Source organism: Streptosporangium sp. NPDC050284, from assembly GCF_044459525.1.
Taxonomy (GTDB): domain Bacteria; phylum Actinomycetota; class Actinomycetes; order Streptosporangiales; family Streptosporangiaceae; genus Streptosporangium.
In genome coordinates this window covers 630076-654245 of sequence record NZ_JBITIZ010000001.1, presented here as the reverse complement: position 1 = coordinate 654245, position 24170 = coordinate 630076, and the positions used below count along the sequence as shown (strand labels likewise).

Annotated in this window: 23 protein-coding genes; 8 read left to right on the top strand and 15 right to left on the bottom strand. The window is 70.3% G+C overall.

The genetic code is table 11. The features are described 5' to 3' along the window. Positions 1-124: 124 nt before the first annotated feature. From ACIBH4_RS02800 to ACIBH4_RS02785, 4 genes are all read right to left on the bottom strand, one after another. Positions 125-601 (bottom strand): VOC family protein, encoded by a 477-nt coding sequence (locus ACIBH4_RS02800; protein WP_362512290.1) that lies wholly within the window; start codon positions 599-601, stop codon positions 125-127. Positions 602-944: 343 nt separating this feature from the next. Continuing rightward, positions 945-1964 (bottom strand): YihY/virulence factor BrkB family protein, encoded by a 1020-nt coding sequence (locus ACIBH4_RS02795; RefSeq protein WP_362763285.1) that lies wholly within the window; start codon positions 1962-1964, stop codon positions 945-947. Then, the gene (locus tag ACIBH4_RS02790) at positions 1965-2684 is read right to left on the bottom strand and encodes a DUF3618 domain-containing protein (RefSeq protein WP_362512283.1); all 720 of its coding nucleotides are present in this window, start codon (positions 2682-2684) and stop codon (positions 1965-1967) included. It lies immediately after the preceding gene. Further along, positions 2681-3079 carry a phage holin family protein gene (locus ACIBH4_RS02785; RefSeq protein WP_362512280.1) on the bottom strand — a complete coding sequence of 133 codons (399 nt, stop codon included), beginning with the start codon at positions 3077-3079 and terminating at the stop codon, positions 2681-2683. Before ACIBH4_RS02785 ends, ACIBH4_RS02790 begins: the two co-directional genes overlap by 4 nt. A gap of 484 nt (positions 3080-3563) precedes the next feature. On the opposite strand from ACIBH4_RS02785, the gene ACIBH4_RS02780 reads away from it, so the two are divergent. Continuing rightward, positions 3564-5291, top strand: coding sequence for an NERD domain-containing protein (locus tag ACIBH4_RS02780; protein WP_362512277.1), 1728 nt, complete (start codon positions 3564-3566; stop codon positions 5289-5291). A gap of 53 nt (positions 5292-5344) precedes the next feature. Here ACIBH4_RS02780 and ACIBH4_RS02775 read toward each other — a convergent pair whose 3' ends face one another. The 3 genes from ACIBH4_RS02775 to ACIBH4_RS02765 form a co-directional block, all read right to left on the bottom strand. Then, positions 5345-5503, bottom strand: coding sequence for a hypothetical protein (locus ACIBH4_RS02775; protein ID WP_350943952.1), 159 nt, complete (start codon positions 5501-5503; stop codon positions 5345-5347). A gap of 80 nt (positions 5504-5583) precedes the next feature. After that, positions 5584-6522, bottom strand: coding sequence for a YegS/Rv2252/BmrU family lipid kinase (locus tag ACIBH4_RS02770; protein ID WP_362763288.1), 939 nt, complete (start codon positions 6520-6522; stop codon positions 5584-5586). Between the two features lie 111 nt (positions 6523-6633). Further along, on the bottom strand, positions 6634-9414 hold the full coding sequence (locus ACIBH4_RS02765) for an immune inhibitor A domain-containing protein (RefSeq protein ID WP_362512272.1): 2781 nt from the start codon (positions 9412-9414) through the stop codon (positions 6634-6636). A gap of 189 nt (positions 9415-9603) precedes the next feature. Here ACIBH4_RS02765 and ACIBH4_RS02760 point away from each other — a divergent pair, with 189 nt between their 5' ends. The 3 genes from ACIBH4_RS02760 to ACIBH4_RS02750 all read left to right on the top strand — a co-directional run bounded on the left by ACIBH4_RS02760 (position 9604) and on the right by ACIBH4_RS02750 (position 13383). Further along, positions 9604-10965 (top strand): FAD-linked oxidase C-terminal domain-containing protein, encoded by a 1362-nt coding sequence (locus ACIBH4_RS02760; RefSeq protein WP_362512269.1) that lies wholly within the window; start codon positions 9604-9606, stop codon positions 10963-10965. A 110-nt stretch (positions 10966-11075) separates the two neighbouring features. Further along, positions 11076-12968, top strand: a complete 1893-nt coding sequence (locus ACIBH4_RS02755) for a protein kinase (protein WP_362763291.1) — start codon at positions 11076-11078, stop codon at positions 12966-12968. Positions 12969-13086: 118 nt separating this feature from the next. Beyond that, the gene (locus tag ACIBH4_RS02750) at positions 13087-13383 is read left to right on the top strand and encodes a hypothetical protein (protein WP_362512262.1); all 297 of its coding nucleotides are present in this window, start codon (positions 13087-13089) and stop codon (positions 13381-13383) included. A gap of 182 nt (positions 13384-13565) precedes the next feature. On the opposite strand, the gene ACIBH4_RS02745 is transcribed toward ACIBH4_RS02750, so the two are convergent. Beyond that, positions 13566-14522, bottom strand: coding sequence for a TIGR01777 family oxidoreductase (locus ACIBH4_RS02745; protein ID WP_362763294.1), 957 nt, complete (start codon positions 14520-14522; stop codon positions 13566-13568). Between the two features lie 365 nt (positions 14523-14887). On the opposite strand from ACIBH4_RS02745, the gene ACIBH4_RS02740 reads away from it, so the two are divergent. Further along, positions 14888-15736 (top strand): hypothetical protein, encoded by an 849-nt coding sequence (locus tag ACIBH4_RS02740; protein ID WP_362512256.1) that lies wholly within the window; start codon positions 14888-14890, stop codon positions 15734-15736. Further along, a complete protein-coding gene (locus ACIBH4_RS02735) occupies positions 15697-18357 on the top strand; it encodes a PQQ-binding-like beta-propeller repeat protein (protein WP_362763297.1) in 2661 nt (886 codons plus the stop codon). The genes ACIBH4_RS02740 and ACIBH4_RS02735 overlap by 40 nt, the downstream gene beginning before the upstream one ends. A gap of 42 nt (positions 18358-18399) precedes the next feature. Here the strand turns inward: ACIBH4_RS02735 and ACIBH4_RS02730 are convergent, their stop codons facing one another. The 4 genes from ACIBH4_RS02730 to ACIBH4_RS02715 form a co-directional block, all read right to left on the bottom strand. Next, entirely contained in the window at positions 18400-18921 is a 522-nt protein-coding gene (locus ACIBH4_RS02730) for an N-acetyltransferase family protein (protein ID WP_362763300.1), read from the bottom strand. After that, the gene (locus tag ACIBH4_RS02725) at positions 18918-19334 is read right to left on the bottom strand and encodes an arsenate reductase ArsC (protein ID WP_362512247.1); all 417 of its coding nucleotides are present in this window, start codon (positions 19332-19334) and stop codon (positions 18918-18920) included. The genes ACIBH4_RS02730 and ACIBH4_RS02725 overlap by 4 nt, the downstream gene beginning before the upstream one ends. Before the next feature lie 64 nt (positions 19335-19398). Beyond that, on the bottom strand, positions 19399-20484 hold the full coding sequence (gene arsB, locus ACIBH4_RS02720; protein ID WP_362763303.1) for an ACR3 family arsenite efflux transporter: 1086 nt from the start codon (positions 20482-20484) through the stop codon (positions 19399-19401). Then, a complete protein-coding gene (locus ACIBH4_RS02715; RefSeq protein ID WP_362763306.1) occupies positions 20481-20864 on the bottom strand; it encodes a metalloregulator ArsR/SmtB family transcription factor in 384 nt (127 codons plus the stop codon). Before ACIBH4_RS02715 ends, arsB begins: the two co-directional genes overlap by 4 nt. A gap of 125 nt (positions 20865-20989) precedes the next feature. On the opposite strand from ACIBH4_RS02715, the gene ACIBH4_RS02710 reads away from it, so the two are divergent. Further along, a complete protein-coding gene (locus ACIBH4_RS02710; RefSeq protein ID WP_362763309.1) occupies positions 20990-21478 on the top strand; it encodes an ArsI/CadI family heavy metal resistance metalloenzyme in 489 nt (162 codons plus the stop codon). 69 nt (positions 21479-21547) lie between these two features. Here the strand turns inward: ACIBH4_RS02710 and ACIBH4_RS02705 are convergent, their stop codons facing one another. The 3 genes from ACIBH4_RS02705 to ACIBH4_RS02695 all read right to left on the bottom strand — a co-directional run bounded on the left by ACIBH4_RS02705 (position 21548) and on the right by ACIBH4_RS02695 (position 23339). Continuing rightward, a complete protein-coding gene (locus ACIBH4_RS02705) occupies positions 21548-21694 on the bottom strand; it encodes a hypothetical protein (RefSeq protein WP_362512234.1) in 147 nt (48 codons plus the stop codon). 18 nt (positions 21695-21712) lie between these two features. Beyond that, positions 21713-22414 (bottom strand): hypothetical protein, encoded by a 702-nt coding sequence (locus ACIBH4_RS02700; protein WP_362512231.1) that lies wholly within the window; start codon positions 22412-22414, stop codon positions 21713-21715. A gap of 88 nt (positions 22415-22502) precedes the next feature. Continuing rightward, positions 22503-23339, bottom strand: a complete 837-nt coding sequence (locus ACIBH4_RS02695; protein WP_362512228.1) for a helix-turn-helix transcriptional regulator — start codon at positions 23337-23339, stop codon at positions 22503-22505. A gap of 102 nt (positions 23340-23441) precedes the next feature. Here ACIBH4_RS02695 and ACIBH4_RS02690 point away from each other — a divergent pair, with 102 nt between their 5' ends. After that, positions 23442-24164 carry an SDR family oxidoreductase gene (locus ACIBH4_RS02690; protein ID WP_362512225.1) on the top strand — a complete coding sequence of 241 codons (723 nt, stop codon included), beginning with the start codon at positions 23442-23444 and terminating at the stop codon, positions 24162-24164. Positions 24165-24170 lie beyond the last annotated feature (6 nt).

Below are 24170 nucleotides of genomic sequence, written 5' to 3'. Positions count from 1 at the left end.
GACCTTATACGTCCGGTCACGCCCGCGCCTCGTTCATGGAGATCACGGCCATCGCCTTTACGATGTAGATTAAATTCTGTCCGCCGGGGACGGGGACCTGTCCTCACAGGTGGTGAGGCGCCTCTCAGTCCCGCTCTCGCCCCGGGGCGGGGGTGAAGTCGGCGGCCTGATCCGGCCGGTAGACGCCTTCCGCGCCCACCTGGGCGGCGTGGACCTGCTCGTCGGGGGCGTACAGCCGAATCTGGACGCCGTCGGGGTCGACGAAGCCCATCGCGTGGCCGGCGGACGCCTTGATGATCGGGCTGTGCGGGACGCCGAGCCCGTCGAGACGGGCGACCCAGGCCTCAAGCCCCTCAAGGGTGACCTGGAGCGCGAAGGGGTCGGCGTCGAAGAGCGCCCTGGCCAGGTCGGGGTTCTCACGCAACGCGATCTGGAAGGCCGCGCCGGGGACCGTGAAGCTCATGCCCCTGATCACGCCGTCCTCGTCCTGGAAGCTGATGTGGTGTTCCAGCCCCAGGACCTTCTCGTACCAGGAACGGCTCCGCTCCAGGTCACTCACCCAGATCTTGAGGTGGTGCACACCGGTCAGTACGGCGTTCAACTCGTCTCCTCAGGGGGCCTGCGTCGTCGTGACGGTCGTGGTGAAACGGTGGTCGCGGAAAGGGCGGCGGCCCTCCGCGTGCCCGAGATCAGGATAGTTCGCCTTCCGGCCCGGCACCCTGGACCTGACAGGACATCCAGCGGCGGAAAGCTCCGGGTGGGCGGAGAGGAGGGGGTCCGCCGCCCACCCGGAAACGGTCAGATTACCCCGGCAGACATGAGTTTGGCTCGCTTGCGCGAACAGGTATCGGTCCGATCTCCGCGGACCCGACGGCCACGCCGCCTCCCAGAGGCCGAAAGGGCCCCCGTCGCGTCCGGAGCGCGGCGTGGCAGGGGGCCGGGGGTCAGCGTTCGCCCGGACCGGGAAGGGTGACGTTCTCGCCCTCCGCCTCGTCCCTCGGCTCGGCGTACGGCTCGCTCTCCGGCGGGTGGCCCGCGGCGATCTGACGCTCCCGCATGAGTTCGGCGTCGAACTCCGCGCCCAGCAGGACGGCCATGTTGGACAACCACAGCCAGACCAGGAACACCACGACGGCACCGAGCGCGCCATAGGTCTTGTCATAGGAGCCGAAGTTGGCGACGTAGGTCGCGAACCCGGCGGAGACGACGACCCACAGCAGCACCGCGAGCAGCCCGCCGGGGCTGATCCAGCGGAAGCCCGACTGGCGGACGTTGGGCGCGGCCCAGTAGAGCAGCATCACCAGACCCGCGGCGATCAGCACCAGGACCGGCCACTTGGCGTACCCCCAGACGGTGACCGCCGTCTGCCCGACCCCCAGGGCATCGCCCGCCACTTCGGCGAGCCTTCCCGTGAAGGTGACGGCCACCGCCGCGGCGGCCATCAGGACGACGAACACCAGGGTGAGCCCGATCCGCAGCGGGGTGAGCTTCCACAGGGGACGCCCCTCCCTGATGTCGTAGATCGCGTTTCCGGCCCTGACGAAGGCCGCGATGTAGCCCGAGGCCGACCAGAGCGCCACCAGCAGACCGGCGATCGCGAGGAAACCCCTCGCGCTGCCGCTGCCGCGCACCTGCTCGACCTGGTCCTCCACCAGCCTCGTGACGTCGCCGGGGGCGAGGGCGGCGACCTGGGACAGGATCGTGGAGATCACGTCCTGGCCGACCAGCCCGAGCACGGACACCAGCACGATCAGGCCGGGGAAGATCGACAGCACCGCGTAGTAGGTGAGGGCCGCGGCCCAGTCGGGCAGACCGTCGCGCTGGAACTCCCCGACGGTCCGTTTGAGGACCCCCCACCATGCCCCGCGAGGCAGTTCCGAGGGGGTTTGGGGGACGGTTCGGGGGACATGGGCGGGCCGCCCTCGCGAATCGCCGAGAGCGGCCCTTTCCGTGCTACCGGGCATCTACTTCCTCTTGCCCCGCCGCAGGATACGCAGGACGACCAGGACGAGCGCGGCGAAGGCCGCGACCGTCACGACGGGACGCTTGCTCGCCTCGGTCGTGACCCTGCCCGCCGCGTCCTTGATCTCGACGGGAGTCGCCTCCTTCACCCGGCCGACGACCTCGGGGGCCGCCTCCTTCACCCGGCCGACCATCTCGGGAGCGGCCACCTTCACCCGCTCCACCATCTCGGTGGCCGTGCTGGCGGTCGCCGCCCCCACCTTGCGCAGGTCGTCGCCCACCTGGGCGGCGGTCTCCTGAATACGGCCCTTGACGTCGGTCTTGTGCACCAGTGCCTCCACTGTGTCGCCCAGTTCGCGGCGGGCGTCCTCAATGTCCCGCCGCAACGTTTCCGTGTCGTTCCCGTCGTCTCCGACGGTCTTTCCGATCTCTGTCGCTCCCGTCGTTCCCGCCGCGCCACCCCCGGTGTCGGCGTACGGGGTGGTCGCCGTCGCCTCCGGGACGGCGACGGGTGCCGCGCCCTCCCGGAACCCGGACGTGCCGTCACGCTCGGACCCCGAAGCGCCGAGGCCCTCGCGGGACATGCCCTCCGGCTGGTTCGGCGGGATGTTCAGCGATCCGCTCTCGTCCGGCGTGATCGGCTCGTCGACGCCCTTCCTGCGGGATCCGGTGGTTCCGGCGTCCGGCTCGAACCGGTTCCCGCCCGGGTCTGTCTCGGTCATCGGTGCGCCCTCTCTTTCACCGCGTCGATGTCGTCCTTGACGCTCTCGATGGTCCGTACGGGGGTCGGCGGAGCGGCCTCGGCGACCTGGCGCTTGCCGAAGAACCCGAGCGCGCCCGCCACGACCAGCAGTACCCCGCCCACCAGCGCGGCCGCCGCCCACGGGGGCATGACCTGCGCGAGCAGCAGGATCACCGCGGCGACCAGGGCCGCGGCCCCGAAGAGGGCGACGATCCCCGCTCCGCCGAACAGCCCCACACCGATCCCGGCGTGCCTGCCCTTCTCCGTCAACTCCGCTTTGGCCAGGCGCAACTCGTCCCTGACGAGACGCGAGACCTGCTCCGACATCTGCCGGATCAGCTCGGACGTCGGCAGTGACTCCTTGGTGTTGGTCATGGACTGCCTCCTCCCTCACAGCAAGGGGACGTCTACCCTCCTCTCCCCCGGCAAACATGGGTCTGGCTGCGATGATCACAGAGGGCTCGGGGGCGTCACCGTGCCGTATCTCATGGCGAACCACTCCATGGCCCGCATTTGATCCGTTCTTGATTTCGAGCCGGGACATCCGCGGCCCGGGCGGGCACGGCGGCGATCATGAAGGCCCGGTCCGGAGATCCGGGATCACGGCGGTCCGCTCGGAAACCCGGGCCACCCCCGGCCACCCCTCAGCCACCGAGGCCGGACGACCCTCCGGAGCGGCACCGCCACCCATGCGTCCGGCGCGGGTGGACACCTCGATCGCTCTCACCCCCGGGATGCGTCATGATCATAGGGAGGCCCGCGTGTCCGAGTGGTGGAAAAGTAGAGGTACGGGCGAAGATGAGCCTCTTGGGATACTGCGGGGCACGATGAACGCGAGCAGGAAGGCGGCACGCTAGAGATGGCACAGATCGTCGGCGGCGGAAGCCCGGTCAACGACGCCGAGCGACGGGTCATCGCACACCTGCGAGACAACGCCCCAGACGACTGGCTGCTGCTGCACAACATCGAGGTGCCCCGCGGAGACGACATCTTCGAGGTGGACGCGATCGTCCTGACCGGCCACTCGCTCTGCGTCATCGACGTCAAGGGCACCCGCGGCCGGATCGAGGTCGCCGGGACCCGCTGGTTCCCGCTGCGGCGTGAGGCTTTCGGCTCCCCCGTCGCCAAGCTGCGCGGCAACGGGCGCGCGCTGAAGGGCCTGCTCACCCAGGAGCGCCGCGAGCTGGACCGGGTCTACGTCGACAGCCTCGTGGTGCTCACCGGCCCCGACGCCGAACTGGTCGACCCCGCGGGCCGCGACTCGCGGCACGTCACCGACCTCGACGGGCTGATCGACACGCTGAGCGACGTCTCCCGCGTCAGGCGCGGCCACACCACCGACACCGCGCCGTACGGCACCGCGATCATCGAGGCGCTCAACGGGAGCGTGCGGCGCTCCACGGCGCCGCCGCGTTTCGGCAGCTGGGAGGTGGAGGAGCAGCTGGGCGGCGACACCCGGGTCACCGAGTACCGCGCGATCAACGCGACGGTCCCCGGCAGCGAGACGGTCCTGCTGCGCGTCTACCGGGCGGATCCGCTGGCGCAGGAGGAGCCGAGGGCGGCGGAGCGACGGCTGATCACCAACGCCTACCAGGCCCTCACCAGGATTCCCCCGCACCCGTGCGTGGTGCGCGCCCGCGACTTCTTCGCCATCGACGACGAGAGCCGGTTCGTGCTCGTCCTCGACGACGTGCACGGCCAGGCGCTGCACCTGCACCTCACCGCATCCCCGCCCACGCTCTCCACCGCCGCCCGGCTGGACGTGGTGGAGGACATGCTTCGCGGCCTGGCCCACGTCCACGCCAACAACGTGATCCACCGGGCGCTCAGCCCCGCGTGCGTGCTGGTGACGGAGGAGGGCCGGGCCATGCTCACCGGGTTCGACTACGCCAAGCCGGGGCCCCGCGCCCACACCGTGGCCAACGAGCTGCCCAACGTCCTCGACACCCACTACGCCGCTCCCGAATGCCAGGCCATGCCCGTGCGGGTGACGGCCGCCTCCGACGTGTACGCGGCCGGGGTGATCGCCTTCCAGCTGCTGACCGGGAGGCTCCCGCCGATCACCCCCGACGCCGAGCCCGCCTCCGGCGAGGCGTCCGTGGAGGTGATGGACCTGCTGCGGCGCATGCGCGACCACGCGACGCACAAGCGTCCCAGCGCCGCCGAGGCCCTCGCCGACCTGCGGCGGGCTCTGGCCCCCGGCGGGCCCCGTCCGCCGGAGCCCGCCGGCCGGATCCCCGCCCCGCAGCATCTCGCCGTACCACCGGATCCCGCCGGATCGGACGCCCGCTCCCAGGACATCCCGCCCCGGGAAGCCCGCCCCCGGGAGGTCCGGCCACAGCACACCGACCTTCCTCGGAACCCGGCCGCTCAAGCCCCGGGCACCCCAGAGCCGGGCGTGGCGGGCACCGATGTGGCGGGCGACCGGCGGCAGGAGGATCGCGGGCAGGAAGACCTCCCTCACCAGACCCGCCCCCAGGCTCCCGCGCGCCCCGGGGACGAGCGCCACGAGGGCCCGCCCGCACCGGAGACGCTGCTCGGCAGGCTCAGGACGGGCCTACGCCGCATAACCGGCAAAAAGCCGTGAAGGCGAATCAGCCGCCCACCGTCATCAGGACCTGAACCCGGCGCGGGCGAAGGTCAGCGGCGACGGGTGGGACCGCCGCGGAACCGGTCGAGGAGCCCTCGCAGCCTCTGCTGGTTGCGCGGGTCGCGGGCCATGGTCTTGGCCTTCTCCATGTTCCGCCGTCCCTGCGGGGTGCTCAGGTAGCGTCGGACCCGGTCGATCAGCGATGCCATGGTGCCCTCCATCTGTCGGAGATCTCCGACTACCCGGTGACGCCGGCTCCAATCGTCGTCGGCGCCGGGCCGCACCGGGCTCAGGAGTCGACGAAGTCGTCGGGGACCATCACCCGCAGGCCGTTGGGGATGGTGCGGATCGTGATCGGGGTCATCAGGCGGACCTCGCCGTCGACGTCGGCGGCCATCGGCGGGTCGGTCTCCAGGTGCATCTCGCGCCCCACGACGAAGGGGCCTCCCGCCAGGCTGCGCCAGCGGCCGCTGCCGGCGCGGACCATGGTCTCCAGCAGCAGGCGCAGGCGCTTGCCCGAGCCGAGCTGGTACGCGACCAGGAGCCCGTTGTCGATGCTGATGTCCCTGGCGACCTGCCAGCCGCCGTGGAAGCGGCCGTTGGCGATGTTGAGCTGGTGGGTGAGCAGCTCGTGGCGGCGCCCGTCCACGGTGAGGAAGGCACGGAACGGCCGGTGGCCCGGCAGGATCGTGAGGGCCGTGAGCGGGTAGGCGGCGCGGCCGAGAAGACGCTTCACCCCGTGCCTGACCTTGCCCGCCACCTCCACGGAGACCCCGAAACTGGCCAGGTTGGCGAACTCGCGGTCTCCGGCCACGCCCAGGTCGATGTCGGCGACCTTCCCCGTGCGCAGGACCCGGATGGCTCCGGCGAGGTCGAGGGGGACGCCCAGGCTTCGGACGAAGTTGTTGGTCGTGCCCAGGGGCAGCACGCCCAGGGCGACGTCGCGGTGGGCGACGTGCTTGACGGCGGCACTGAGCGTGCCGTCGCCGCCTCCCACGACGAGCAGGTCGGGCTCGAAGGCGAGGGCCTCCTCCAGGGTGGCGCGCAGGCGCTTGGGGTCGACCACCGGCAGGAAACGGATCGAGTCGAACCCCTCGGCCCGCAGCGCGCGGACCACGGCGGCGTAGTGGCGCCGGCCTCGGCGCGAGCGCGTGTTGACGACCACGCAGACCCTGCCCTTGGTCCGGATGGCCTCGGTGTGCTCGGCCTTGCTTCGAAGCTCTCCCACGCTGCCCCTGTCCGATCTGACGGTCGCCCCTTCAAATGGTAGGGCCCCGCCGTCGATGACGGCGGGGCCCTACCGTTTGTGGGATCTCGTTCACCTTCCTGGCCGGTGCCCCTACTTCTTGGGCGGGGTGACCTGCACGATCGCGCCGAGGTCGCCGGGGAGCGGGGTGATCAGCTTGATCTTCACGCCCAGCGCCTTGCCCTCGTCACCGGGGTTGCCCGAGCCGAGGACGTGGCCGTTGCCCATGTCGGTCCCGTACAGCTCGGTGGCCGGGGTGCCGTCGGCGTTGACGATCCGGGTGCTGTAGAGCTGGTCGCCCTTGGACGGGACGACCGTGGAGGCGTCGAAGTCGCGGTAGAACAGGCTGGTGCCGCGCACCTCGAACCCGGGGTACCAGGTCTTCGCGTCGGTGAACTCGGAGACCCCCTTCTGCGCGGCCACCTTGGTGCAGTACTCGCTGAAGGGCTCACCGGGCCCCTCGAAGCACTCGGTGAAGGGGTAGGTCTTGGCGAAGGAGAAGGCGGCGTTCGAGCTCTGCACGCGGCCGCTCATGTTCTTGAGCGTGGTGGTGTCCTTCGCGGCCGCCGTGCCGGTCCGCCGCAGCGGGTCGAAGTGGGAGTCGACGAGGATCAGGCTGCCCTTGGAACCGATGCTCGGCGCCAGGTCGAGGTTGTTCGCCACCGAGTTGTTGGTGTAGTTGGAGTCGCGGAACCACACGAGCATGCCGGGGGCGTTGTACTTGACCTTCTCCACCTTCCAGGAGCCCTCACGGGAGTAGTTGGTGGCGTAGGTGTACTGCAGGCCCTTGTCGAACCCGTCGAAGTTGCGCCACTCGGCCAGATAGAACCGGGAGACCTCGCGCTTGCCGTCGTTGACGACCCAGCCCTTGCCGGTGGTGCCGTTGAAGGTGCCGCCGCTCGCCGTCCAGCCGGCGGCGCCGCTCTCCAGGTCGTCGCTCCAGACGGTCTCGGCGCCGTTGGTGAGCGCGAAGTCGTCGACGTGCCAGCCGCGCGGGGTGTAGGCGGCGTCGGTGTTGTACGTCAGGCGCAGCTTGACGGTCGTGCCGGCGAACGGGGTGAGGTCGACGTAGTCGTGCCGCCAGCCGCCGGTGTCGCCGGCGAGGCCGTACTTCTTGTTGCCGAACGCGGCCAGGTTGCCGTTGGGGTCTGGGTAGTCGTCGCCGGTGGAGACCAGGGCGCCGCCCTCGGTGTAGACCTTCTGCTGTGCCCAGGTCGTGCCGCCGTCCGTGGAGACCTCGACGAAGCCGAAGTCCCAGTCCTCCTCGATCTCGTAGTTGTTCCACATCCAGAACTTCAGGTCGCTTCCCGCGGGCACCTGGACGTCACGGCCGATCTTGACGTTCGCCCACTCCTGGTCGAAGTTGGACCAGAACGTCTTGGTGCCGCTGTGCGGCTCGACCATCGTGACCGGAGGGCTGGTCAGGTTCACCCTGACGCCGTCCTGGGTGAGCTTGGGCGTGCGCGAGGCCTGGCCGATCGTCACCAGGCCGGCGCGGTCGCCCGGGTCGAAGACCTTGGGGTTGGCCCAGCCGAGGACCCACTTGCCCCAGAGGCTCATGTGGGTGGGCATCGACTGGAAGATCGGGCCGCTGTGCGAGCCGCTGGACATCAGGTCCCAGAAGTCGACGGCCGAGGAGGCCTGGCCGCTGGTGTCGTAGAGGTCGGGCAGGCCCAGGTCGTGGCCGTACTCGTGGGCGAAGACGCCGACGCCGGAGTCCTCGGGCTGCACGATGTAGTTGGAGATCTTCACGTTCTGGCCGGGCACCTGGTAGCCGCCGGCCACCGCGCTGGAGTGCGCCCAGATCGCGTAGGTGCCCTCGGCGCCGCCGTCGGAGGACTTGTCCTTGCCCGCGTGGACCAGGACCAGGTGGTCGATCACGCCGTCGGGCTCGGCGAAGTTACCGTCGCCGTCGGCGTCGCCGACGTCCTCGAGGTCGTAGTCGGCCCAGGGGAAGTTCGGGTCGGAGGCGGCGAGGGTGTTGACCGCGTCGATGGCGAGCTGGCCGGCCCCGCGCGGGTTGTCCGGGTGGCCGCTCATGTCCTGCACCGGCTGGCCGCAGGCGCGCGCGCCGTAGTAGGCCTCGGAGTGCGGGACCTTGATCCACGGACTGGCCTGGCCGGTGACCGTGTAGGCGCCCTTGGACATCTCCTCGTACATGTTCTTCATGGTGTAGCCGGAGATGTCGATGCCCTTGCGACCGTCGCGGGGGTCGGTCAGGTCGGTGCGGACGCGCTGGGTGATGCCCTGCTTGGTGTAGAGCATCTTGTTGAAGTGGTCGGGGCTGAAGTCGGGCACCCAGAAGCTGTTGTTGTCCTTGTGCGGCAGGGTGGCCGGGTTGGGGATCCTGTTGTGCAGCGGGCCGTTGAGCAGCGTGCCCGGCGGCTCGGTGACGCACTCGGCCGGGTCCTCGCTGTTCACGTCGGCCGGGCGGGAGAAGCCGGAGAAGTCGTCGTTGGCCTTGTCGTCGAACTCCACCAGCAGCGTGAGGAGCTTGGCAGTCTTGACGGTCTTCGACTTCTTGAAGATGAAGTCGGCGGGGTTGATCCCCGTCCTGATCGCCTGCGCCTCGCGGGCGGCCAGCACCCGCGCGGCCACGGGGTTGCCCTGCGAGTACTTCTCGGCGATCTTCTTGGAGGGACCGGCCTTGCGCGCCTTGGCCGACGGAACGGCGGGGTCCTTGACCTCCGGCTCATCCCTCGGGGGCGCGTAGTTGATGTAGTAGTCGGCCGCGGTCGGCTCGTACCGCGCGACCGAGGTGTCGCTCTCGGCCGACGCACCGCTCACGGCCAATCCCGTGACGGCCAGGCCGAGCACGGGGACTATCGCGAGAAGGCGCCTGCGAGCGCTCCCGCTCCTGACTCTGCCGGACAACGTGTCCCCTTCCTGCCGCCCGGGTTCACCGGACGCGTCCACCACCGGCGCGCCGTATGAGCGCGCCGAACGGGGACGTTAGACGAGAAAGTAAAGGAAGAGTCAAGAGACCAAATGATGTTGCGAAACTGCAATAAAACGCGTTTTGTCCGGAGAAGGCACGTTGGCATAGGCCGTAAAGTCCAATATGTGACTGCTATCTCCGCACTCGCCGCCGCGCTCGCACCGGAGAAGGTGCTGACCGATCCCGACGTGACCGACTCCTACGCGCGTGACCGGACCTTCCTGGAGCCGGGCAAACCGCTCGCCGTGGTACTCGCCCACACCAGGGACGACGTGGTCGCCGTGATGAGATGGGCCACCGAGCACCGGGTGCCCGTCGTGCCCAGGGGCGCCGGGACCGGGCTGGCGGGCGGGGCGACCGCCGTCGAGGGATGCGTCGTGCTCGCGCTGCACAGGATGGCGGCGATCAGGGAGCTCTCCCCCGCCGACGAGATGGCCGTGGTCGAGCCGGGCGTCATCACCGCCGACCTGGACCGGGCCGCCCGCGAGCACGGGCTGATGTACGCCCCCGACCCCTCCTCGTACGAGATCTCCACCATCGGCGGCAACCTCGCCACCAACGCGGGCGGGCTGCGGTGCGTGAAGTACGGCGTGACCCGCGATTCGGCGATGGGCCTGGAGGTCGTGCTCGCCGACGGGCGGGTGATCAACACCGGCAGGCGCACCGTGAAGGGCGTGACCGGCTACGACCTGACCGGGCTGTTCGTCGGCTCCGAGGGCACCCTCGGGGTCATCACCGCGGCGACGGTACGGCTGCGCAGGGCTCCTTCGGTCTACCCGGCGACGATCGCGGCCGAGTTCACCTCGCTCAGGGACGCCGCCTCCGCCGTCTCGGCGATCATCGCGGCCGGATGCCAGCCGTCGCTGATGGAGATGCTCGACCGCAACACGCTCAAGGCCATCGACGACTGGCGGAACATCGGGCTTGAGGAGTCGACCAGGGCGATGCTGATCGCGCAGTCGGACGCGGCCGACGGCCCCGCCGTCTCCGAGCGGATGGCCGAGCTCTGCACCGCCAACGGCGCGGCCTTCGTCGCGGTGTCGTCGTCGGCGCAGGAGGCCGAGGAGCTGATCGGGGTCCGGCGGATGGCGTACCAGGCGAAGGAACGGCTGGGCAAGTGCCTGGTGGAGGACGTGTGCGTGCCGCGCTCCTCGCTGCCGCACATGATCGAGAAGATCGAGGCGATCGCCGTCAAGCACGACGTGCTGATCACCACGGTCGCGCACGCGGGCGACGGCAACCTGCATCCGGTCTTCATCTTCGACCACGCCCTGACCGAGCCGCCGCCGCAGGTGTGGGCGGCGGCCGACGAGCTCTTCAGGGAGACCCTGGAGATGGGGGGCACCCTCACCGGCGAGCACGGCGTCGGACTGCTCAAGCGGCGCTGGCTGGCGCTGGAGACCGGCCCGGTCACCGAGGAGATCCACCACGGGATCAAGCAGGTCTTCGACCCGCTCGGCATCCTCAACCCCGGCAAGGCGATCTGAGCGGGCCTCCCCCCGGAGGGGATCTCCGTCACCGTTCACGCTGGTAGCGTTCTGCCCCATCCAAACCATTTTTGGTGTTGGTTCGGAGACATCGTGTTCGGGGGGACATCGTGACGGCGCCGCTCATCGAGGGGGATCCACCGCGACTGGGCCCGTTCGAGCTGGTCGGACGGCTCGGCGAGGGCGGCCAGGGAATCGTCTACCTCGGGCGGGGGCCCGAGGATGAGCAGGTCGCCGTCAAGCTCCTGCACCACGGGCTGGTCGGCGACCCCGAGGCCAGGGCCCGCTTCCTGCGCGAGGTGTCGGTCGCGCAGCGGGTCGCCAGGTTCTGCACCGCCGTCGTGCTCCACGCCGACCTCGCCGGCAGCCGCCCGTACATCGTGAGCGAGTACGTTCCAGGCCCGTCCCTGCGCCTGCTGGTCGACCGGGAGGGTCCCCGGCGCGGCGCCTCCCTGGAACGTCTCGCCGTCAGTACGGCCACCGCGCTGTCGGCGATCCACCGCGCGGGCATCCTGCACCGCGACTTCAAGCCCGCCAACGTGCTGATGGGGCCCGAGGGCCCGGTGGTGATCGACTTCGGCATCGCCAGGGCGCTGGACTCGCCGGGGATGACGGCGACCGGGGTCGCGATGGGGACCCCGTCCTACCTCGCGCCCGAGCAACTCGGCCCCGGCGAGGTGACGCCCGCGGCCGACGTGTTCGCCTGGGGCGTCACGATGGTCTTCGCCGCGACCGGCAGCCCCGCGTTCGGCCAGGACTCCATCGCGATCGTGATCAACCGGATCCTGAACGCGCAGCCGGAACTGGGCACGCTTGAGGGACCGCTGCGCGACCTGGTCGCGGCCTGCCTGTCCAAGGACCCCGCCTCACGCCCCACCGCCGAACAACTCGTCAGCCACCTGATGGGCGCGGCCCCCACCGGCCCGGTCCCGCGCCCGGCCGCCCTCCCCCATCTCGGCCCCGCACCCGGCACCACTCCCACGACCGATCCCGCCACCGGCCCCACGTCCGCGACGCCCCCGCGACCTGGCGTACAGGGCGGGTACGGCCCACCACCCCAGGCCGGACCGCGCCAGGCCGGACCGCGCCAGGCCGGACCCTGGCAGAGCGGACCCTGGAAGAGCGGACAGGAGCAGGGCGGACAGGAGCAGGGCGGATCAGCACCGAACGGTCCCGACCCCGGCGAAAGGAAGAGACCCCGGCCCGCGGGGCTCCTGCTCGCCGGAGTGGCGGTCGTGGCCGCGCTCGGCGCGACCGCGGGGGCCGTGGCGCTCCTCCAGGACAACGGGAAGGCCGCGGCGACGCGGCCGGCGACGACCCCCACCGCGTCGGAGGTCACGGAGCCGGAGCCCGATCCGACGCTCGTCCCCGAGGTTCCGAAGGAGTCCTCCCAGCCCTCGGAGAGGGTTTCCGAGGCGGAGGAGAGAACCGAGACGGTCCCCGCGATCACGTCCTCCCCATCCCGGCGCACCGCGCGGCCCTCCTCCCGGCCGGACGAGGATCCGGCCGGAGGGACGGAGAAGCCGACGGCGAAACCCGACAACTCCCCCGCACAGACTCCAGGACCGACGGCCTCGCCGCAGCCGAGCGCCCCCTCCAAGCCCTCGCCGTCCTCGTCGTCCCCGACACCCACAGCGAACCCGACGGCGAAGCCCACCGCCAAGCCGCCGCAGAAGCCCAACCCCCACACGGCCACCGGCCTCTGCGGCGGCGGTTACAAAGTGATCAACTCCAGGGCTCTGGGCAGCGTGGCGACCGTCTATCTCCTCTACAACACCGCCCAGGGCAAGAACTGTGTCGTGACCATGTCCCGGTACGTGACATCCTCCAAGGTCGCGATGAACGCGATCCTCCGGGTGAAGGGCGGCTCCGCCGCGAGCGACCCCGGTAAATTCACCGCCTACGCGGGCCCCGTACGACTCCCCGCCGTGAAGAAGTGCGTGATCTGGGGCGGTTCGTACGGATCACGGTCCTGGAAGAGCGGCTGGAGCCACTGCGGCTGAACGTTCGCCCGAAGGGGTGCTGGAAAAAGCCGGATTCTCACCACATCGCCCGGCAAACCAGCTGTAGCTGCCAGGAGTCATAGGAAGAGTACATATCCCCTCCCCTCGGAGCCTCCCCTTGCTCAAGAACCTGCTCGTGTCGGCGGCCCTGGTCGGCAGCGCCCTGATCGCACCGGCCACCGTAGCGCTGCCCGCCTCGGCGGCGACCCTCCACGCCCAGGCCCCTGCCGTTTCCGCAGGTAGTCACGCCGCCTGCCAGTATCGGCAGGACAAGCAGGTCTGGCGGTGCATCACCCCCGGCGCCTTCTGCCCGAAGGCCGCACGCGGAAAGTACGGGTACGCCAAGGTCACCAACCGCAAGTACCGGTGCCTGTACAAGAGCAGCGACCCGTACTGGCGCTGGCGGCGCGCCTGATCCTTGAGACGCTGGAGAGCGCCGATCCCAGCGCAGGGGATCGGCGCTCTCCGGTGTTCCAGCCCGTCAGCAAGGTGACCGTCCTGCGCTCTTCGAGGTTCCCTCGGACACCGGCGGGGCGTCGTCTCGGGGATAGCGTCTCCGCACGAGCCGCGAAACGCCCGCCCGCGCCCCCGGGAGGCTCACACCGGGACGCGGTCCCCTCCTCGCACACGCTTCACGAGATCGTCGGCGGCCTCCGGCCACCGGGCGTGCTCGAAGGTGAAACCCGCTTCGAGCAAACGGCCGGGGACGACCCGGCGGCTCTTCAGCAGGAGTTCGGTGTCCGAGCGCAGCGCGAACGCGCCGAGCCCGGCCATCCACCTCGTCGCGGGCAGGCCGACCCGGATCCCCCATGCCGCGCGTAGCGCGCGCATGAACGCGCGCTGCGACAGAGGCTCGGGGGCGGCGAGGTTCACCGGTCCCGCGAGGTCGTCCCGGTCGACCAGGAACTCGACGGCGCGGACGAAGTCGCGGTCGTGGATCCAGGACATGTACTGCGCGCCGCCCGCGATCGGGCCGCCGAGACCGAGCCGCACCATCCGCAGCAGGACGTCGAGGACACCGCCGCGATCGGGACTCATCACCATCGCGGTACGCAGGGCGACCTTGCGCGTGTGCGGGGCTTCGGCCCGTTCCTGCTCCCGCTCCCACGCTTTCGCGATCTCGACGCTGTAGGCCCAGTAGTCCGGGACACCGGGTTCGCCGCCGCCGATCACGCCGGTCGCCTCGTCGTTGGGCGCGTCGAAGCGGTGGGCGTAGACGGTGGCGGTGCTCATCTGCAGCCAGACCCGGGGAGGCCGCGCGGCGGCGGCGATCGCCTCGCCCACGACCCGGGTGGAGTGCACGCGCGAGTCCATCATCGCCCTCAGGTTGGCGGCGGTGTAGCGGCAGTCGACGCTGCGCCCCGCCAGGTTGACCACGACGTCGCTGCCGTCGATCTCCCGTGCCCAGGGCCCCAGGCTCTCCCCGTCCCAGTGCACGTCGCGCTCCCGCACCGGGCGCCTGGTCAGCACCACGACGTCATGTCCTGCGGCGGTCATCGCACGATCCAGGATCGCGCCTACCTGACCGCTTCCTCCGGGTATCACTATTTTCATCGGACTCCCCAGAACGTGTGAGACCAGCCTAGCGCGGCACGCTGAACGCGTTCAAAAGAGGTCACTCATCGACCCGAGCGCATGCGCGGCGGCCTCGCGAACGTTCCCCAGGGCCGGGTGGCCAACGCTCGACGGCATGAGTTCCCGCCCTCACTCCAGGGCGGCGGGGGCTGCATCGCGCGGTCCAGGATCTCCGCGCCCGGCCGCTCGGACGAGCGGCCCTCCTCCCACATGAGTGGGCAGCGGACCCACAGGACGCGCCGGACATGCTCGCCGACAGTCGTGAATAACCGGAAACCGCTCCTTCGCACTCAAGCTCGTACCTACCCTGGTCTCGACGATCAGCCGTGGAGGAATGCGTTCCTATGGGCAGAGCGCGCCGGAAGAAGCGCACATCGATCGGCCGCGACGCCGCGGCCCAGCGGCAGGAGGACGCCGAGGCGTCCGATCCCGCCCGGGCGAAAGGGTTGCTGGCGTGGCTGGCGGGGATCGTCGGCGCCGTGATCCTGGCCGCGTTCGGCGTCGTGTTCACCGAGTGGTACAACGCGCACGGCTCCGACACGGTCGAGCAGGTACGCGGCGCCGCCCCGATCATCGTCGGCCACGTGGCCGTCGACTACTCCGAGCGCGACACCGTCCTACGCGAACCGGTGACCACCCCCGAGGACCGGGCGCTCATGCTCGCCGCCCACGCGGACAAGCAGCGTGAGGCGATGCTGGCGCGCCACCGGATGGCCCTGATCGACAGCATGAACGTCACCGTCGCGCTGACCGGGAACCGCAGCAGCCTGCGCATCGTGGACATCGAGCCGCGGGTCCTCGCCCGCAGACCGGTGTCGGAGGGCGCCCGCCTGATCGCCGTCACCGGCGGCGGCGAGACGGGCACCGTCGAGATGGCCGCCGACCTTGACCGTCCCACGCCTCGGTTCACGACCGGCGGGGACACCCCGTACTTCCGGAAGAAGCAGATCGACCTGAAACGGGATGAGCCGGTCACACTCAGCCTGAGCTTCACCGGCAAGAAGGCCTACTACGAGTTCGACCTGCGGGTCACGGTGCTCGCGGACGGCCGCACGGAAGAGGTCGTGGTCAAAGGGCCGGACGGAGGGCCGTTCCGGTTGACCGGCGAGGCCGCCCGGTACCGGTCCCACTACCGGCAAGCCTCGCAGGGAGGTTGGCAGCCGGTCTCCTGCGGGAAACGCCGGACATGCTGATCACCCGCTGCCTCCGGGTTCTGGTGGCGCTCTCGGTGGCCGCCGCGCTCGCGGTCGCCGACGACGGGCGGCCTCCGCTGGAGCTCGTGGGGTGGAAGACGGCGTGGTCGGCCCCTGCCGATGAGAAGGCCTCCTTCTCCTTCCTGTCCGGCGAGAATCTGATCATGGCGGCGCCGGAGGCAGGGACGGTGACCGTGCGCGATCCCGACACCGGCGCGATCCGGCTCACCGTTCGCATCCCGCTCCACTCCCTCGGCGACGCGTGGGCCGCGGCCGACACCCTCGTCGTGGTCGGGACCCGGAAAGGATCGTCGGATCGGACCCTGTACGGCTACGACCTGGCCTCCGGCGGACCGCTGTGGCGGCACGCGCTCCCCCCGTCGAGGCCACGGGAGTACAACTTCCCACGGATCCAGGTGTCCGAGCACGGCGTCGTCGTCTTCCACCGGGAGTCCGGGCTGCTCTTGCTCGACGTACGAACCGGCGGCGTCCGGGCGCGGGCCGCCGAGACAGTGGGCTGTGAGGGAGAGACCGACTCCGCCTCCGGGGCTCTGCTGCTGCTGAGCCGCTGCGAGCAGGGCCGCGTGCGGCTCGACTCCTTCGATCCGCGCACACTACGGCGGAACTGGACACGTCCGGTGACCACCTGGCGCGTCGCGCCGGGCGTCGGCGTCCGGCTCTGGTTCAGGGAGGCGTCGGAGGGCTTCGTCATCGCGGCGTTGGACGGCGACGATTTCCTCTTCACGCGGGACGGCACACCGCTGCCCCGCTCCCACCTGGAGCGGGCCACCTCCGGGATCCCGGCGCCGGTCCTCGGCCGGCATCCCGACGCCGAGGACCGCCCCGGGTTCGACTGGAACAACACGTGGCCGCTGCCCGGTTACCTCAACTCACGAGAGCAGGACAGTGGCCCTCCCATCGCACTCCCCCTCGACAGGCCGCTCACCCACACCACCGTCTTCGTGGGGGCGACCTCCCACATGGCCTTCATCCACGGTGACGCCCACATCACCGCCCTGCGTCCCGTCTACGGACGTCCCACCGGCCCCGTCGCGCTCGGCGGTGTCCCGCCGGGCGATTGGCCGGACGCCTGCTCCCTGCTCACCTCACGCGACCTCGGCGACGACTTCCACCGCGTCCCGGGAGGCAGGTCCCTGGGCCGCCTCACGCTGCCCAGGCCCGTGACCTGCGACTGGGTGCCCCCCGAGGACGACCGTGGGGTCATCTCGCTCTCCGTGAGCTGGGTGTCCCCGGACGCCGGCGCCCTCTTCGCCGCCGCCGCCGAGCTGACCAGGCGTCACGAGAGCTTCGACCACGACCCCACGATCGAGGGCGAGGGCGTCTTCTCCTACACCGCCCACGGCCCCGGGGGGACCTTCGGCGCGGCACTGGTCAACGTGGGCCCGGTCGTCGTCCATCTGACGTCGCCGTCGCGACTGGCGCTGCGCCTGGCCGCGGCCCAGGTGCGTGACAACCTGATGGCCCGCTATCGGCCGGGGGAACGCGTCCCACCTCCGGCACGGACGGGCGGGTGGACCCACCTCGCCGACGGAAGGGTCGGCGCCGACCCGGTGGTGGACGGCGGTGCGGTGTACGCCGGCGCCGACGACGGCCTGTACGCCCTGGACGCCGTCACCGGCCGGGCACGGTGGAAATCCTGGCCGGCCACACCCATGCTCGTGGACGGCGTGCTCTACGGCGTAAGGAACGACGGGATGGCGGCCATCGACACCACCACCGGCCGGATGCGGTGGAACCGCCGCTTCGGCACCCAGTACGTCGGTATCAAGGATCTCGTCATCCAGGACGGCGGCGTGTACGCGGGCGTCGGATTCACCCACGTCGTGGCGCTGGAAGCCGCCACCGGCAAGCGGCGGTGGCGCTTCCGCGTCCCCGGCACCCTGGGCCGCGTGGCCGTGGCCGCCGGCACCGTCCACGTGAGCAGCCGGGAAGGCATGCTGTACGCCCTCGACGCCAGGACGGGCACGCTTCGCCGGCGTTCCCGCGTGGGCACCGGCAACATCAACCCGGCCGGTTACCTGGCCGCGACCGGGAAGGCCGTCTTCGTGGTCACCGATGAGAAGGTGTCCGCGCTCGATCCCGCCACCGGGAAGACACGGTGGCGCGCCCGCGTACACACCGCCGTCCGGTACGACCCCGTCGTGATCGGCGACACCGTCTACCTCCGCGATCTCACCGGGCGCACGTACGCGCTGAACGCCGCCTCCGGCCGGGAGCGATGGAGGCTCACCACCGAGAGCGACAGCGGCCGGTGGAACGTCACCGCGTCACGAGGGAATGTCTACGTCGCAGGCCAGAGCCTGCACGCCCTCGACCCCGAAACCGGGAAGGAACGGTGGAGCAGGCCGCTCACCACCCAGGTGTCGGTCCACGAGGACACCGTCTTCGCCCAGGACGAGGGCGGCACGCTGCACGCGCTGGACGCGGCCACCGGCGCGCCCCGCTGGCGTTTTCAGACCGGCGGCCGTTTCCAGACCCGGCCGGTCGTGGCCGGCGGCCTCGTCTACGTCGGCAGCTCGAACGGCAACCTGTACGCACTGCGCGCCACGGACGGACTCCCCGGGCCGAACCCGGCGGAGCTTGACCGGCGCACCCGGTGAGTACGGGACGTCCGGTGCGAGCCGACGAACTCGGGGGCCGCGTCAGGAAACGACCGGGCTGCGGCGCTCGATCAGTACGACGTCACGCCAGACACCGTGGTGGCGTCCGATCCGCTCGCGGGTGCCGATCACCCGGAACCCGGCGCGTGCGTGCAGGGCGAGGCTCGCGGTGTTCTCGGGGAAGACACCGGACTGGATCGTCCAGATTCCGGCGGCCTCGGTGGAGGCGATCAGCGCCGCGAGCAGCGCGGAGCCGACACCGCGGCCTCGGGCCTCGGGGTGGACGTAGACCGAGTGCTCGACCACCCCGGCATAGGCGCACCGGTCGGAGACCGCCGTCGCCGCGACCCAGCCCAGCACCCGGTCACCGGCCCGGTCACCGTCGCTGTCGACCGCGACGTGACTGTGGGCGGGCAGCTTGGCCGCCAGGAAGTGTTCCCAGGCCGGGACGGTGGTTTCGAAGGTCGCCTGGCCCTCGTCGATGCCGAGCCGGTAGATGTCCAGCACCTGCGCGCCATGCCTCGCGGTCATGGCCGTGACGCGCGGCCCCGCGGTGGTGGTCATGCTCGGCCCGCGGCGGGGACCAGTTCGGCCAGCAGTGCGCGGACGTGTGCGTCGATCTCGTCGCGGATGAGGCGTACCTGTTCGATGCCCTGGCCGGCCGGGTCGGCCAGCTGCCAGTCCAGGTAGCGTTTGCCGGGGAAGATCGGGCAGGCGTCACCGCAGCCCATGGTGACGACCACGTCGGCGGCCTGGACGGCCTCGCCGGTGAGCGGTTTGGGGAACGCGCGCCTCAGGTCAAGGCCGAGCTCGTCCATGACCGTGATGACGGCCGGGTTGATGGAGTCGGCGGGGGCGGATCCGGCCGAGCGGACGGTGACACCTCCGGCTGCGTGATGCTGCAGCAGGGCGGCGGCCATCTGGGAGCGTCCGGCGTTGTGCACGCAGACGAACAAAACCTCGGGGACGGTGGACATGAAGGCTCCTTGAACGCGGGCGGCCCGTAGCCGGTCGAAGGACAGGGACATGAGGGTTCTCCGATCACCCGCGGGCGAGGCGGTGGCGCAGGGCCAGGGAGAGGTAGACCAGCGCGAGCAGGACGGGGACCTCGATCAGCGGGCCGACCACTCCGGCCAGGGCCTGGCCGGAGGTTACGCCGAAGGTGGCGATCGCGACCGCGATGGCGAGTTCGAAGTTGTTGCCCGCCGCGGTGAACGCCAGCGTCGCGGTGCGCGCGTATCCCAGACCGACCAGATGGCCCAGGGCGAAGGCGCCGATCCACATGAGCGCGAAGTAGACCAGCAGCGGCAGCGCGATCCGCGCGACGTCGAGCGGCTTGGAGGTGATCGCGTCGCCTTGCAGGGCGAACAGGATCACGATGGTGAACAGCAGCCCCCACAGCGCCACCGGGCCGATCTTCGGCAGGAAACGGGTCTCGTACCAGGTGCGGCCCTTGGTCCTCTCCCCCAGACGGCGGGTGAGGTATCCGGCCGCCAGCGGGATTCCGAGGAAGATGAGCACGGAACGGGCGATGTCCCAGGTGGACACGTCCAGTGCGGCGGCGGGCAGGCCGAGCCAACCCGGCAGCGCGACCAGGTAGAACCAGCCGAGCCCGGCGAAGGCGATCACCTGGAAGGCGCTGTTGAGCGCGACCAGCACGGCGGCGGCCTCCCGGTCCCCGCAGGCCAGATCGTTCCAGATGACGACCATGGCGATGCACCGGGCCAGCCCGACGATGATCAGGCCGGTGCGGTAGGCGGGCAGGTCGGGCAGGAAGAGCCAGGCCAGGGCGAACATCAGCGCGGGGCCGGCCACCCAGTTCAGCACCAGCGAGGTGACCAGCAGCCGCCAGTCACCGGTCACCGTCTCCAGCCGGTCGTAGCGGACCTTGGCCAGCACCGGATACATCATCACCAGCAGGCCCAGCGCGATCGGCAGCGAGATGCCGTCGACCTGCACGACCTGCAGAGCGGCGCCCAGGCCGGGGACCGTTCGGCCCGCCACCAGCCCGGCGGCCATCGCGGCGGCGATCCAGACCGGCAGCAACCGATCCAGCGTCGACAACCGCACCGGCGGCACCGCTTCGGCCCCTGCCGGGGTGGACGGTGCCTGCGCGGTGCCGCTCACGCCATCGCCGGCAGGCGCGGACCCAGGATCGCCGACAGCCGCGCCAGCACGCCCGGGTTGACCCAGTAGTAGACCCAGGTGCCGCGCCGTTCGCAGTCGATCAGTCCGGCCTGGCGTAGCACCTTCAGGTGGTGGCTGATGGTCGGCCCGGTCAGCTCGAAGGCGCCGGTCAGGTCGCACACGCACGCCTCGCCACCCTCATGGCAGGCGATCAGCGACAGCAGGCGCAGCCGCACCGGATCGGCGATCGCCTTGAACAACGGCGCCAGTTCCTCGGCCTCGGCCGTGTTCAGCGGCTCGCACACCAGCGGCGCGCAGCACGCCTGCCCGGCCTCGTCGGTCCCGGCCAGGTCCACGATCGGCAACGCTTGTTTCGACATAGCTCTAAGTTGACAGATCTCTAAGCAGTATTGCAAGCTGGCGATGCCCGCTGAATAGATGTTCATCGAAACAGCGGTGCGGGTGGTGACCGCCACCGCCCGCCGGAACCTCACGGAGGATCACCATGTCCCGTGTCCAGCTCGCCCTGCGCGTCGCCGACCTGGAGGGCTCGATCGCCTTCTACTCCAAGCTGTTCGGCGTGGAGCCCGCCAAACGGCGCCCCGGTTACGCCAACTTCGCCATCGCCGAGCCGCCGCTGAAGCTGGTGCTCCTGGAGGGCGAGGAAGGCCACGACACCCGCCTGGACCACCTGGGCGTCGAGGTCACCGACACCGCCCAGGTGGAGGCGGCCACCCGGCGACTGAAGGACGCCGGGCTCGCCACCTTCGAAGAGAACGACACCTCATGCTGCTACGCCCTGCAGGACAAGGTGTGGGTGACCGGTCCCGGCGCCGAGCCGTGGGAGGTGTACGTGGTCAAGGCCGACGCCGACGTCCTGGGCAAGTCCGCGACCGCCGACCAGGACCCCGCGGCCCCGTGCGCCTGCGGCCCTGCCTCCGAGCAGGCCCCGGGTCAGCCGGTCGGCGCCGCGGCGAGCACCGGCTGCTGCTGACCGAACCACGGGAGATCACCCTTGCCCGCCACGGCGCGCATCTCGGCCGGCATGCGATACGGCTGCGCCTCAGAAATGCTGCACTCCGGTCACCCGCAGCAGGTCGAGCGCCGTGGCCTCAAGGGCTCCCGGCTCGGCCGAGTACACAAGCACGGCCTGGTCGCTATCCGAAAGCAGGAGAGTGTCACAGTCGAGCTCCCCCTGCAGTCCGGACACCGATGGTTTGTCATCGGGTCATTCGACGCCCAGCGCCTTCTTCACCCGAAGGGCGACTTCGTCGACGCTCCCCATCGCCTTCCACTCGCCCTCCAGGTCCTCCTGTCCGCCCACGAGTTTCGAGCCGTCGTCGAAGACCATCCCCTGGGGGTCCGGGGCCGCCAGAACGGCACCGCTCGGTAGGCCGTTCTCAGCCCCTTCGATTCGAAGGGCCGTTCGCCGATCCGAGAAGAGGAAGAGCATCACTCTCACACCGGCAGGTACGGCCTTTCGGAAATCGTCAAGAGACCTACTGGGCGTCCCATCGTGATATAGCCCTCCCTGGTCCAGGTCGACATAGACGCGGCCGCCACTGACAATCCCGTTGTCCTTTACGGTGGAGTCGACGCGAACGTGCATGACCACACGCTTTTCCGGATAGGGGTCACCCTCGATGTCATATATGTCTCGCCCTTGCTCGAACCCCTCGACACTTCCGATGACGATGGCGTCATGATTCCTGGACTTAACCAGTTCCTCGGGTGAACTCTTGTGGTCGTAGTCGACAATCATCGCCCGAAGCACCGATGTGTCTATGCGGTATGTCGTTCCGGTTGCCTGTCCGTTTCCCTCGGCCGGAGATTGCCGAGCGCCGCAGCCGGAGGTCATGGAGATGGACAGGGCCAGCGCCATCACGAGACGGCAGCTCGTCGAATTCACGTAACACTCCATGAGCATCATCGGTAAACGGTTCGTGGTCGCCGACGCGCTCGGACCGCTGACGGCGGTGACGGCGCGCACCTCGGTCGGTATGCGACAGGGCTGCGCCTCAGAAATGCTGCAGTCCGGTCACCCGCAGCAGGTCGAGCGCCGTGGCCTCGGGGGTTCCCGGCTCGGCCGAGTACACGAGCACGGTCTGGTCGCTGTCCGGAAGCAGGAGAGTGTCACAGTCGAGGGTGACGGTCCCCAGCGAGGGGTGGGCGATGCTCTTGGTCGCGGTACGCCATGAGGAGGACCGTCCCTCCCGCCACAGCTCGTCGAACCGGGGGCTGCCACGACGCAGCTCTGTGATCATTCGCGCCAGTTCGGGGTCATTGGGATACCGGGCCTGGGCGGCACGCAACGTGCCGACCGAGGCACGGGCGGCCGCGTCGTCCTCGTCGGGGCCCGCGGCGACCTGGCAGCGACTACTGCCGAGAAAACGTTGCCAGATGAGATTCCTTTGCCGCTGCGGCCACACGGACATGTCGCCCTGAAGCGCCGCCGCGAGGGGGTTCCAGGCCAGCACGTCTCCCTTGGCCGACAGCACCATCACGGGCAGGTCCGCCATGCGGTCCAGCAGCCGGAACACACTCGGCCGTATGACCGTCGCGACGCGTCCGGTCTGAGGCGGCTCATGACCGGCGAGCCGGAACACCAAGTCGCGGTCGTCGTCGTCGAGCCGCAGAGCCTGGGCCAGCGCGGCGACGACCTGCCTCGAAGGCCGTGGCCCGCGCCCCTGCTCAAGGCGGACCACGTAATCGACGCTCAGGTTCGCGAGCAGGGCCACTTCCTCCCGGCGCAGGCCCGGCACCTGACGGCGCGTTCCCGACGGCAGCCCGACGTCCTGCGGTCGCACACGGGCTCGGGCTGTGCGGAGTACTTCGGCGAGTTCGGCGCGGTCCACTCCTCGATGATGCCGCACGGACCGCGAGGGCCGGGTGGTACCGCCGGTCCCATGCCCCGGCGGCCCTGGCGTGCCCGGACGCGTGCCTCGACGATCGCCCTCATGACAGACATGAAGACGGTGGCGTTGGTCACCGGAGCGAACAAAGGGCTGGGCCGGGAGATCGCGCGCCGCCTGGCCGGGAGCGGATGGCTGGTCCTGCTGAGTGCCCGGGACCGGGAACGCGGCATGCGTGCCGCGGACACGCTGGCGGCCGAAGGGCTCGACGTCGAGTTCGTCGAACTCGACGTGACCTCGGACGAGTCCGTGGCGACGGCCGTGAAAACCGTGGCCGGGCGCGTGGATCGTCTGGATGTGCTGGTCAACAACGCCGGGGTCGGTGGCCCGTTGCTGGACCCGGCCGAGATGCGCGCCGACGCGCTACGGGAGTTGTACGAGGTCAACGTGTTCGGCCAGGTACGGGTCACCCACGCGTTCCTGCCGTTACTGCGCAGGTCAGAACGACCCCGCGTCGTCGTGGTGTCCAGCGGTCTCGCCTCGCTGACACACGCCGGCGACCCCACCCGCCCCGAGTCCGGCTTCCTCGCCCTGGACTACGCCTCGTCGAAGACGGCGCTCAACATGATCGTGTCCCAGTACGCCCGAGCGCTGCCCGAGTTCAAGGTCAACGCCGCCGATCCGGGCAACCCCGCCACCGACATGAACCATCACACCGGTGTCCACACCGTCGAGGAGGGGGCCGATGCGATCATCAAGTTGGCCACTGTGGACCCTGATGGGCCCACCGGAGGCTTCTTCGACCGCAACGGCCCCGTCCCCTGGTAGGAGCGA